Annotated in this window: 9 protein-coding genes; 4 read left to right on the top strand and 5 right to left on the bottom strand. The window is 44.3% G+C overall.

What is annotated here, in order from left to right; all coding sequences use genetic code 11:
• Window positions 1-270: 270 nt before the first annotated feature.
• Complete coding sequence (locus BTW00_RS13315) at window positions 271-1158, bottom strand: SDR family NAD(P)-dependent oxidoreductase (RefSeq protein ID WP_058024963.1); 888 nt, start codon at window positions 1156-1158, stop codon at window positions 271-273.
• Window positions 1159-1533: 375 nt separating this feature from the next.
• On the opposite strand from BTW00_RS13315, the gene BTW00_RS13310 reads away from it, so the two are divergent.
• Window positions 1534-1668: a DUF1622 domain-containing protein gene (locus BTW00_RS13310; RefSeq protein ID WP_371915075.1), complete on the top strand. Its 135-nt coding sequence runs from the start codon at window positions 1534-1536 to the stop codon at window positions 1666-1668.
• Window positions 1669-1831: 163 nt separating this feature from the next.
• On the opposite strand, the gene dusB is transcribed toward BTW00_RS13310, so the two are convergent.
• The 3 genes from dusB to BTW00_RS13295 all read right to left on the bottom strand — a co-directional run bounded on the left by dusB (window position 1832) and on the right by BTW00_RS13295 (window position 5790).
• On the bottom strand, window positions 1832-2863 hold the full coding sequence (gene dusB / locus BTW00_RS13305) for a tRNA dihydrouridine synthase DusB (protein WP_075107799.1): 1032 nt from the start codon (window positions 2861-2863) through the stop codon (window positions 1832-1834).
• Window positions 2864-2983: 120 nt separating this feature from the next.
• On the bottom strand, window positions 2984-5029 hold the full coding sequence (locus BTW00_RS13300; protein WP_075107798.1) for a BCCT family transporter: 2046 nt from the start codon (window positions 5027-5029) through the stop codon (window positions 2984-2986).
• 317 nt (window positions 5030-5346) lie between these two features.
• Complete coding sequence (locus BTW00_RS13295) at window positions 5347-5790, bottom strand: HIT family protein (RefSeq protein ID WP_075107797.1); 444 nt, start codon at window positions 5788-5790, stop codon at window positions 5347-5349.
• A gap of 223 nt (window positions 5791-6013) precedes the next feature.
• Between BTW00_RS13295 and BTW00_RS13290 the strand changes: the two genes are divergently transcribed.
• The 3 genes from BTW00_RS13290 (at window position 6014) to BTW00_RS13280 (ending at window position 10351) form a co-directional block, all read left to right on the top strand.
• On the top strand, window positions 6014-6769 hold the full coding sequence (locus BTW00_RS13290) for a hypothetical protein (RefSeq protein ID WP_256714078.1): 756 nt from the start codon (window positions 6014-6016) through the stop codon (window positions 6767-6769).
• A 191-nt stretch (window positions 6770-6960) separates the two neighbouring features.
• The gene (ilvD, locus tag BTW00_RS13285) at window positions 6961-8847 is read left to right on the top strand and encodes a dihydroxy-acid dehydratase (protein ID WP_075107796.1); all 1887 of its coding nucleotides are present in this window, start codon (window positions 6961-6963) and stop codon (window positions 8845-8847) included.
• A 256-nt stretch (window positions 8848-9103) separates the two neighbouring features.
• Window positions 9104-10351, top strand: coding sequence for a sodium:proton antiporter (locus BTW00_RS13280; RefSeq protein ID WP_058024959.1), 1248 nt, complete (start codon window positions 9104-9106; stop codon window positions 10349-10351).
• Between the two features lie 56 nt (window positions 10352-10407).
• Here the strand turns inward: BTW00_RS13280 and BTW00_RS13275 are convergent, their stop codons facing one another.
• Window positions 10408-11844 (bottom strand): serine hydrolase domain-containing protein, encoded by a 1437-nt coding sequence (locus BTW00_RS13275; RefSeq protein WP_083603662.1) that lies wholly within the window; start codon window positions 11842-11844, stop codon window positions 10408-10410.
• Between the last annotated feature and the right edge of the window lie 93 nt (window positions 11845-11937).

Genomic DNA, 11937 nt, shown 5'->3' with positions numbered 1-11937 from the left:
GTACACTGTGGCTATCTCAGCAAGTTGAAACCTTAATACCATTAGCTCACAGCCAAAGATTCAAGTCCTCACTAGGGAACCGCCCATTCTGCGCATAAAGGTGGATTATGGCAAATAAACTTTAACCGAAGTAAATTGCTAAGAACAAAAGGCTACTAACGCCTTACCTATCTATATTATAGGAACATCAATACAAATAGATAGGGTATTAAAAAAGGATACCATCGTATCCTTTTTTTTGTTTTCGTAATAATTGAGAATAAACCTATCTTAGTGATGCTCACCAGGGAGAATTCTGGCAAAGGCACGCTGAGCAAAGTTAGGCTTACTATCAGTCGTTTGCGCTGCCGTCGAACTTGGGAAGATACGATAACCAATTGATTGAATACCGACGTTAAAGGCTGGCACCAACGAGTACGTCGCTGAGGCGAATTTGCCCATATTACTGGCGATACTGTTTGGCTTATGGACAATCGCTTTTGCGACCATTAATGCGGCTTCATCAGGCATCAAAGCTGGCATATAACGGTATAGTTTGGTTGGGGCAATCATAGGGGTACGTACCAAGGGCATAAAGATATTGGTGACCTTGATATTATCGCCTTTGACTTCCGCGGCTAAGCAACGACTAAACGCATCTAACGCAGATTTTGACGCCACATACGCAGCAAAACGAGGGCTGTTGGCCAATACCCCAATCGAAGAGATATTGACAACTTGACCCGTTTGGCGGTTAATCATCGTCGGCAAGAAACCAAGAATAATTTTGACCGCGCCAAAATAATTGATCTCCATGGTGCGCTCAAAGTCATGAAAACGGTTGACCGACTCATGTACCGAACGGCGAATCGAACGACCAGCATTATTGACCAATACATCCACATGTTTAAAATCAGCAAGAATTTGTTCGCTGATTTTTTCAATCTCATCCATATTGGTGAGGTCACATGGATAATAACTGGCCCTGCCACCCAATATTTCAATATTTTCTTTGACGGTTTTTAGTTTGTCTTTAGTACGCGCCAACAAAATAACATGCGCCCCGCACTCACTTAATAAAAAAGCCGTACGCTCGCCAATACCACTTGATGCACCCGTAATGATAATATTCTTGCCTTTTACTGCTTTTGTTATTGCTTTTTTTGAGGGATTAGCCATAAAAAGTCCTTTTTGTCTGTCCTATGCCAATGAATATTCGTTTACAGCATAGCAAAAAAATATCGCATACAGTGAACAAAACACCAATAGCTGATAGTTAACTTGACGGTTTTAGAGGTTTATAGTGATATATCATCATATAATAGTGACGATATTTAGCGCCATACTTTTTGCTGACTAATACAGAGGAGACGTTATTTTGATCGGAAACCTAACCCACTATATTGACTTGATTGCCAAGATAGTCGAAGTCATTGGTGTCTTGATTATGTTCTTTGGACTCTCTTTGCTTTTTATAAAGCATTTCGGATATCGGGCGGCCTGAACCATAATACCTATGTAGAGAGCAGGCAGACCGTTGGCAAATCCATTCTTTTGGGACTTGAGGTACTGATTGCCGCAGACATTATGGCAACAGAGCCGACATTACGCAGCGTCTCAGTATTGGGTATTCTCGTGCTTATTCGTACGTTTTTGAGTTTATCACTACAAGTTGAGCTAGAAGGCTGATTCCCTTGGCAAAAAGAAAAGCCAACATCTGAGAAAAACCCTGATGCTATGCCTTTTAATGAAGCCACACCTGTTGATAAAATATAGCTTGAATCAACAGGATTAAAAGACGTATCAGTGATTTATGCTTATGATAAGCGTGATGAAACTGTACAGATCATTATTACTCATGCGTCTGCAAAAAACGCTCAACCACTCGGAACTGCCCAGCAGTACTTTCTTCACCATACATCGCTTGCCGAAAAGCGTTGGAGCTTGGAATACCTGTCGTATACCATGCAATGTGCTTGCGAGCGATACGGCAGCCGGAGTACTCGCCGTAAAAGTCATACAGCTCTTGCAAATGCGCCAGTACAACTTCCTTAATCTCGCTCACACTTGGGGCATCAAGCACGTCACCTGTGCGCAAAAAATGCTCAATATCACGAAATATCCACGGCTGCCCTTGCGCGGCTCGCCCAATCATCACTGCATCACAGCCTGTCATCTCATAAACATGCTGCGCTTTTTGCGCGCTATCGATATCGCCATTCGCAATGACAGGAATGCTAATGCTGTCTTTGACTTCGCGTATTAACTCATAACGCGCCTCGCCCGTATACATATCCTCGCGCGTACGCCCATGAATCGCAATCGCGGCAATACCTGCTTGCTCTGCCCGCTTGGCGACTCGCAGGATGTTTTCACGACCGTTTTCAAACCCCAATCGTGTCTTTAGTGTGACAGGCGCATCAACGGCATTGACTGCAGCATCAAGCAATCTTGCTACTAGATCCTCATCTTGCAGCAGCGCTGAGCCTGCCAGCTTACGGCAGACTTTTTTGGCAGGACAGCCCATATTGATATCGATAATCTGCGCACCATTATCGATTTGATAACGAGCCGCTTCAGCCAATTTATCTGGTTCTGCACCTGCTATCTGAGCAGAAATAGGCGCAATCTCATTGTCGAAATTGGCACGATACAGGGATTTTTTGCGTGCATAAAGTGCCGTATCAGCGATGATCATCTCGCTGACCGCATGACCTGCGCCAAATGATTTGCACAATCGGCGAAAAGGATTGTCCGTCACGCCCGCCATCGGCGCAACCATCAAACGGTTTTCAATCGTCAGGCCACCTATGTTCAATGGCTGCAATAATGGATGATCGGACAAAGTCGAGGATGAAGGTAACACAGGAGAATCAATAGACATAAAAAACGGCTTGATTTGTAAGGAAAACAAGCCGTTATTCTAAGGATTCCTGCATTTATTGCAAGCGATTAACGTGAATCGCTTGTATGAGTCGTAGTCATTGTTAATACACTCTGTTCGTTATTTATCAAGCACACTACCCTGCTCCAATGTAAGGTCTTCATCATGCGCTTGCATACGCCAAGGTAGGCTATCAGGTGACACATTCAAGAAGTGCAAATACTTCTCAAACTGATCGATAATATCATTGATCACCGATTCAGATTTATAGCCGTATAAGTCATAGGTCTGACCACCACGGCGCAGATACACCTCAGCACGGTGATAGTGTTCTTGCGGCAAGGTGTCGGCGCTGCTTTCAGTATAATAATCAGGCGCTTCATGTTCAGACAAGCGTACCTCATACCAAAACTCGACATCATCGCCACGCTGCAACTCAAGCACGGCACGGTTATTGGCTGCATCATAATTCACCTCAGTCGTCCAGCCAGTTTCTGCAAACTTAGACGACACCTCCATCATCGAGGGCATCACCACTTCTTTGATGTAGTTTAGCACCTTATCACGTGTCGGCTTATCAGCCATATAGTCGATGCGCTCACGCCATGCAGACGGTTTAAGTAAGTGCGGCGGTAGTTTATTATTTTGATCAAGGCTTTGATTACGATGTCCCTCGATACGCAATGCGCGCCACATACCGAACATGGAGATCAGAATGATAATCGCAAATGGTAGTGCACTAACGATTGCTGCCGTTTGTAGCGCTGTGAGACCGCCTGCAATCAAAAGCACCGCGGCAACGGCCCCTTCAGTCACTACCCAAAAGCTGCGCTGCCACCATGGCGTATCACTACGACCACCAGCCGCCAGCGAATCGATCACCAATGAGCCAGAATCCGATGACGTCACAAAAAACGTAATAATCAACAAAATAGTCAATGACGACACAAATTCGGTAAACGGTAACCGCTCTAATAACTTAAATAAAGCAATCGCTTGGTTGTTTTGTACCTCGCTGATGAGTGAGTTATAGCCATCGACCATAATCATATGTAGGGCAGTATCACCAAATACAGAAAACCAGAAGAACGTAAAGAACGTTGGCACCAACATCACACCGAGTACAAACTCACGGATGGTACGACCACGGCTAATCTTGGCAATAAACAGACCGACAAAGGGGGCCCATGCAATCGTCCATGCAAAGATAAATAAGGTCCAGCTACCGATCCAATCGCTATTCTCATACGCTTGTAAGCTAAAGGTACGCTCAACGATATTACCCAAATAGCTGCCTGTATTTTCCATAAAGGCATTTAGGATAAAGATCGTCGGCCCTACTACAAATACAAACACCATCAACGCGGTTGCCAATACCATATTTAGAATAGACAAGCGTTTTACCCCTTTGTCCATCCCTGCCAATACGGACACCAGTGCTGCTGATGTCACTAATGCAATCGCCACGACCTGTATGGTAGTATTCACGGGGATAATATCAGGTAACAAGTAGTTTAGACCTGCATTAATCTGCGACACTGACAGGCCAAGACTGGTAGCAATACCGAACATCGTACCCAATATCGCAAACACATCGACTGTATGACCGATAGGGCCATGAATCCTGTCACCAATAATCGGATACAGTGTCGAGCGTATTGATAATGGTAGACCATGACGAAACGCAAAATACGCCAGTGATAAACCAACAACACCATAAATCGCCCAAATATGAAAACCCCAATGGAAATACGCAATTTGCATCGCCTCTTTTGCCGCCGCAATGGTCTGAGGATCCGACATTGGCGGACTAGAAAAATGCATCACTGGTTCCGCTACTCCATAAAACAGTAGCGCAATCCCGTAGCCTGCCGAAAATAGCATGGCAAACCATTCAAGGAATCCGTACTCCGCCTCAGCATGATCAGGACCCAGCTTGATACTGCCATAAGACGAAAACGCCAGTACGATAATGAACATCAAAAACAGGGCCACTGCCAGCATATAAAACCAGCCGAATGTCTCAGTCGTAAAACTAAGCACATCACTGAACAGAGCACCCGCTGCCTCAGGATTGATGGCGGTACCGATGACCAACAGCAGCATAATCACAGCTGCGGGTATAAAGACTGGCAATAAAATGGTAGAGCGTGAACCGTTACTCATAAGCAGTGGTATCCTCAAATCCGTAAAAATAAGTGATACAGAATCATATCCCTGATACTCATCAACATAGTAGATATCAATCTACAAACAATAGTTGTCATTAATACTAAAACAGCACGTTAGCAATAATACCGACGCATTCTGTATAGATGGGAATACTATGTAACATAAATTTTAGCCAAATCCCAAGATAAACGCGTGTTTACAACAATAACCTAACGTTTATTACACAATGATTACTAGGCAATAAAAAAGGCAACTTGTTAGTTGCCCTTCAATCTTATATACCTATCATCCTAACAATTTATGCCTCGATATCAGGCAGCACTAATAGCTGTAGCAAGTCGTTGAGCAATATCTGCAAGCTCACCTTGATCAGCCTGCGTTACTGCATGACGTCCTAACTCATGAATACTCGAGGGAATCAAATGCACATGATAATGAAAAACCGTTTGACCGGCTTGTGAGCCATTCAACTGCATCTGAATAACGCCTTCACGCTCAAACACTTGACGCTGTGCTTGCACAACCTTTTTAGAAGTCATCAGGACAGCAGCGGCATACTCTGGCTCAAGATCTACCAAATCTACCGCTTTTTGCTTAGGTATCACCAATACATGACCTTCGGCTTGCGGCATGATATCCATAAAAGCAAGGGTTCTGTCGTCTTCATAGACTTTATGACAAGGAATATCACCATCTAACATTTTGGCAAAGATATTATTGTCGTCATAAGCAGTCTTTTGATTTACTTCAGTCATTATTTTTTCCTTTGATTATTTGATTGTTGGATGCTTAACAGCTTTTAAAATGGTTTAGAGCGCTTGTCATATAGTGGACGAAATATAAGTTTAGTACAAGTTGCTATCATTTCCGTCGTTGATAAAATCAAGCTGTACACTCCCTAGCTTATCCCACTAATTTATTGGCGGGCCATGCCCTTAAAATGTTATATTAACCCTCTACTTTAATAACGCTATGTTTATGGATTCGTCTACTTTGCCAACTCAAACAGATATGGATAATACTGCTATAACCCTTGATAATAAGGAAGAACACTCTGATATTGAGAGTGAAAGCAGTACTCAAACTATCGATCCAAACGCTATCATCTTAGCAGAAGCTTTGACTGACAAGGCGATTAGCTGGCAGATACACAACTGTAAAATCATCAAAAAGACCGTCACGCAAGATTTGCCACTACCTTTTCTATATCATTATGATAGCTTAGACGATGCCGTCAAGCGGTCGCATCCGCTTACACCTGAATTACTGCTTCAATTCAATACACCTATGTCTGCTCGTGAAGCGGCTCAATTAATTGGCATTGATAAAGAGCTATTGAGCAGTCCTTGGCATGTAAAAATTATGGGCTCATTGGTGGTATTTAGTGAGGCATTGCAGTTAGCCGTTCGTCTGCATTGGACCAATACGGGCAAAAAGACGCAGCAAATCTATACTAAGGATGCCGCCGACGCTATTATTGCCGCTTTTGAAGACTGGCAATTTTTTGGACGTGTGGATGTTCTTTATAAGAATAACAAGCAGACATTAATCAGTATTGACGAGCAAAACCCTAATACGCAAGAGCTACCTGCCGAGTCACTATTGACGATTGATGCGAGTAGTGACTATCAACAGCTTTTGGCCACCCATGCGCTGGCAGTTATTGTGAAGCTAGAAGCCGATAAAGCTGAACTACCTTGGTTTGATAAGGCGATTTTATCTCGCATTGAATAGTGCCTTAACTCTATTTTTATCATATTAAACCCATTACCATTACTAAGCTATTTTCAATTATTCATATCTAATGGTATGGTAAAGACTTAGTATTATTCACTAGTCTTCATATCAGATAAAAAGCAAACTATAAGCATCACACTTGCGAGTTCAAACTCAAAAAAATCTCGCCTATTAGTAAGGAATATCACATGGATTATCGCTCAAAAACCTCTACCGGCGGTCGTAATATGGCAGGCGCGCGCGCATTATGGCGTGCCACTGGCATGACTGACGGCGACTTTGGCAAGCCAATCATTGCGATTGCTAACTCTTTTACCCAGTTTGTACCCGGCCATGTGCATCTAAAAGATCTTGGACAACTGGTCGCCCGTGAGATTGAGCAAGCAGGCGGCGTTGCAAAAGAGTTCAATACCATTGCGGTCGATGATGGTATTGCGATGGGCCATAGCGGTATGTTGTACTCGCTACCAAGCCGTGATTTAATCGCTGATTCTGTCGAGTATATGGTCAATGCCCACTGTGCAGATGCGCTAGTTTGTATTTCTAACTGTGACAAAATCACCCCCGGTATGCTGATGGCGGCAATGCGTCTTAACATACCTGTGGTGTTTATTTCAGGTGGCCCAATGGAAGCGGGTAAAATCCTAGCCAGTACCGTCGGTAAGAGTCACAATACCGATAGTAATGATAACAGTGCCGTTCGTAAGCTTGACCTCGTTGATGCAATGATGGACGCAGCTGATGACAGCATCAGTGATGAGGATGTGGCTACTATCGAAGCCTCAGCTTGCCCGACTTGCGGCTCGTGCTCTGGGATGTTCACTGCCAACTCGATGAACTGCTTGACCGAAGCGTTAGGCTTGGCCCTACCGGGTAATGGCTCGCTACTCGCTACTCATTCACTACGCCGTGAGCTGTTTTTGGAAGCGGGACGCACTATTGTCTCGCTTGCGAAACGTCGCTACGAGCAAGATGATGATTCAGTATTACCACGCTCAATCGCGACCAAAGCCGCTTTTGAGAACGCAATGAGCTTAGATATTGCCATGGGGGGTTCAACCAATACGATCTTGCATCTACTTGCTGCGGCCAATGAAGCTGAGATTGATTTTAAAATGGCTGATATTGACCGTCTAAGCCGCGGTGTGCCATGCCTAGCAAAAGTAGCCCCTGCCTCACAAAAATTCCATATGGAAGACGTGCATCGTGCGGGCGGTGTCTTTGCCTTGTTGGCTGAACTTGATCGTGCGGGATTGTTGAAAACTGACGTACCGACTATCCATAGTACGACAATGAAAGAAGCGATTGATAAGTGGGATATCATGAATCATGATAACTATGAGGCACGCGCGCGCTTCCTTGCTGCACCAGGTGGCGTTCGCACCACCGAGGCGTTTTCACAATCAAAAGAGTGGTCAAACCTTGACGTCAACCGTGAGTCAGGTTGTATCCGTAGTGCCGAACACGCCTACTCTGCAGATGGTGGATTGGCTGTACTGTATGGCAATATTGCCGAGCGTGGCTGCGTGGTCAAAACCGCTGGTGTCGATGAGAGTATCTTAACCTTTACCGGTCGCGCACGTATTTTTGAATCACAAGATGATGCGGTTGCTGCAGTTTTAGACGACAAAATCGTTGCAGGCGATGTGGTCATCATCCGCTATGAGGGCCCTAAAGGTGGCCCTGGTATGCAAGAGATGCTCTATCCAACGACGTATCTGAAGTCAAAAGGTTTGGGTAAAGAATGCGCCCTACTCACTGATGGTCGTTTTTCTGGTGGCACATCCGGTCTATCAATCGGTCATGCTAGCCCAGAAGCTGCTGAAGGCGGTGCCATTGGTCTGGTTGAAGAAGGTGATAGCATTCACATCGACATTCCAAATCGTACTATCAACATACAAGTCAGTGATGCAGACTTAGCCGCACGCCGAGAAGCTATGGAAGCACGCGGTCGCGACGCATGGAAACCCGTCAGTCGTGATCGTCATGTCTCGCCGGCATTACGTGCTTATGCTGCAATGACGACCAGTGCGGACACTGGCGCTGTGCGCGACGTAAGCCAAGTTGAGCGCTAAGAACTCTATCTAAACCCTTCGTTTTCATAACTTATTTATAAAAATCTATCAAGCCTGCGCCATGCAGGCTTTTTTTTCACCAAAGAACAACGCATCTGTCGTTCTGATAACTATTTCTTTCGATAATAATTCTTTTTTATCGTTATGATAAGTCATATTGCAGGCTAGATATTAAACATCCATACCAACCATTATCAATATCGAAAGCCAACCTCTCAAAACAAATCCTTAAAATATAACAACGTGCGAAAACCTTATGATTGAAAACTACAATTTATTTTTATTAATCTGCGGTATCGCCTTTTTATTAGGGGCATTGTTTCCTGTTATCTTTAAACGCACCTCGATATCATTGCCTATGCTACAAGTGAGTTTCGGTCTAATGATGGGTTACTGGTGGACGTCTCTATCGTTTTTGGACCCTATCAATAATGGAATAATCATCGAAAAACTGACTGAAATTGTCATTTTAGTCTCATTGGTTGGTGCGGGTATCAAAATTGATACTGATTTCTCTTGGCAGCTGTGGCGGCCGACGGTTAGGCTCTTACTCATTACGATGCCCATCGGTATTTTTGCGATGGCAGGGTTAGGCTATTATGCCTTTGGCTTGAGCCTTGGCGCTGCTATTTTGCTGGGTGCGGTATTAGCACCTACCGATCCTGTTCTGGCTTCTAGTATTCAGGTGGGCCCCCCTAATACAGGAAGAGAAGACACACCTCGCTTTACGTTGACTTCAGAAGCAGGGTTAAACGACGGATTGGCTTTTCCTTTTGTTTACTTGGCGATTAAAATTGCGGAAGCTTTTAGTGAAGGAAACGCTTTTACCAGTGAGATGCTGTGGTCATGGTTCACCCATGATGTTTTGTGGAAGATTGGCGCAGGGGTATTGGTTGGTGTGCTGGTTGGTAAGGCGATGGCCAAAGTAGTATTTTCTAAACACACCCGTGAGACCACGATATCGCAAGGATATGTAGTTATTGCTCTGACTTTGGTGGCATATGGTGTCGCAGAGTATGTGCACAGCTATGGTTTTATCGCTGTCTTCGTCGCTGCATTTGCATTTAGGCGTTCAGAATGTGAGCACTCCTACCATCAAAAACTACACGATTTTGCTGAGCAATCAGAAGGTTTGTTAATGTCGTTAGTACTGGTTGTTTTTGGTATGTTCTTGGGTCAAGGTTTGCAAGCTGGTGTTGAGCTAACATGGCGTGTGTATGTCGTCAGTTTTACTTTCCTATTACTCATACGCCCAATTGGCGGATTTATCGCGTTATCAGGACTTCATTTACCCCGTACTGAAAAATACGCAATTTCAGCACTAGGTATACGCGGTATTGGTACTTTGTACTATCTGTCTTATGCGCTCAACACAGATTTCTTTGCTGAGGATGATGCGCTCAAACTCTGGATTGTCTGCTCGATTGTGATTCTGACCTCCATCTTCATCCATGGTCTGAGCGCAACAAGGCTACTTAAAATGACACCAAAAGAGCATCATTAACCATTCATGCTGCTATTATCATTGATAAAGTGGATTCATTTATAGAACTGCCTTTATCAGCGTACTTCATCAACCCAGCTCAAAACCACTTCTGTCAATGCAAACTGACGGATATCATTGAGCATGGTGGTATCAAAATTATGGATAAAGGCAAATGACAGTTGACGCGTAGGATCACACCAAGCGACTGAGCCGTTATATCCCATGTGCCCAAACCCTGATAGTGCTGGATCAATGCTATTATCGATAGTGTCGTTACCACTGCATATACTGAATAATCTGTGGTAGCCCAGTCGCCACTGCATAGGCGCTGGCATGACGGCATCTAGGCCTGTGACTTGTATTGCGGAGAGCTTCTTAAACGTAGCACTATCAATTAGCGTCTGCCCTTGCCAAACCCCACCATTGGCCAACATGGCATAGATAGTGGCTAGCGCATCCGCTGAGGCGACGCCATTAGCAGCGGGGATGATTGCCTGTAATGTCTTGCGATTGTAATAATCAAGTGCTTGTTTTCCGGCAGGAATGAGCGCTGCCTTATAGTTTTTTAGATTGAGCTGACTGGTATTGAAATATAAACTATTAATACGCGCAGTATTTAATACAGGTTGTATGTTATCAATATTTTTATCGTCTAGATCGTCGTTAAGGCTACTTTGCGTTTCAGCTGTACGCTCATCATTGAGTATTTTCTGTTGCCAGCAATGATAGCTAGGCAGACTTGCATAAGTACGTAAGGTGCTTGGTGAGTCGGATTTTAGGGTTGGTTTTTGGCGCTTGTTACGCAGTGGTACGCTATCCTCATTTGATGACTCAAAGTCTTTGGCAAGCTTTGCTACTTGATCTACTTTGCTATCTGGTACACCAAAATAGCAACTGTCTGCAATACCTAAAGGCTCGGTTAGATACTGACGTAAAGCTTCGGCTAATGACATATGCGTTACGGCTTCTATCACACCGCCAAGTACCCAACCATAGACCAACGCGCTATAAGCGCTGTCATATGCAGCGGCGTCCTCAGGTGCTGTGATAGGCATTTCTTCAATATGATTCAGCATAACGCGCCAATCGAGCATCGTGTCACTATCGACATCGATACTGGTAATCGAAAACAAATCCGCCTGATGTGACATCACCTGTCGCAAGGTAATTTTGTCTTTACCTGATGCGGCAAACTCTGGCCAATAGTGAGCAATAGGCACATCATAACCAAGCAGCTGCTGCGAAACCAATACGTGCAGTAGCGTCGCTAAGATGCCTTTACCGGTAGAAAAATTGATGGCAAGCGTATCAGACTGCCATGATGCATCCAAACGCGCCATACCTGTACTTGCCTGTGCAATACACTCGCCTGCCTGATACACAACCACGGCACCACCAGCTGGCGCGTCATCTAGCTGTAAGTCTGTCAATAAATGCTGTAAGCGGCGTTGTAAATCTATGCTCATAGATGTATCGATATTTTTATCATTATTTTGCTTGTTGTCGTCCATCATTGCTACCTTGCTCCAGTATTGTGAACTGACCTCGTATTAAAATCAGTTGGGTACATGCGTTATAGAGATATTGGAGATCAGTATAAATGC

Origin of the sequence: Psychrobacter sp. C 20.9, assembly GCF_001921765.1 — a bacterium.
Taxonomy (GTDB): domain Bacteria; phylum Pseudomonadota; class Gammaproteobacteria; order Pseudomonadales; family Moraxellaceae; genus Psychrobacter; species Psychrobacter piscatorii_B.
This window is presented reverse-complemented; position numbering and strand designations above follow the sequence as displayed.

What these genes read in the sequence shown, in the direction of transcription:
- BTW00_RS13295 (WP_075107797.1), bottom strand. Translation starts at nt 5,790, where the DNA reads ATGACTGAAGTAAATCAAAAGACTGCTTATGACGACAATAATATCTTT.
- BTW00_RS13275 (WP_083603662.1), bottom strand. Translation starts at nt 11,844, where the DNA reads ATGGACGACAACAAGCAAAATAATGATAAAAATATCGATACATCTATG.
- BTW00_RS13315 (WP_058024963.1), bottom strand. Translation starts at nt 1,158, where the DNA reads ATGGCTAATCCCTCAAAAAAAGCAATAACAAAAGCAGTAAAAGGCAAG.
- ilvD (WP_075107796.1), top strand. Translation starts at nt 6,961, where the DNA reads ATGGATTATCGCTCAAAAACCTCTACCGGCGGTCGTAATATGGCAGGC.
- BTW00_RS13300 (WP_075107798.1), bottom strand. Translation starts at nt 5,029, where the DNA reads ATGAGTAACGGTTCACGCTCTACCATTTTATTGCCAGTCTTTATACCC.
- dusB (WP_075107799.1), bottom strand. Translation starts at nt 2,863, where the DNA reads ATGTCTATTGATTCTCCTGTGTTACCTTCATCCTCGACTTTGTCCGAT.
- BTW00_RS13290 (WP_256714078.1), top strand. Translation starts at nt 6,014, where the DNA reads ATGGATTCGTCTACTTTGCCAACTCAAACAGATATGGATAATACTGCT.
- BTW00_RS13280 (WP_058024959.1), top strand. Translation starts at nt 9,104, where the DNA reads ATGATTGAAAACTACAATTTATTTTTATTAATCTGCGGTATCGCCTTT.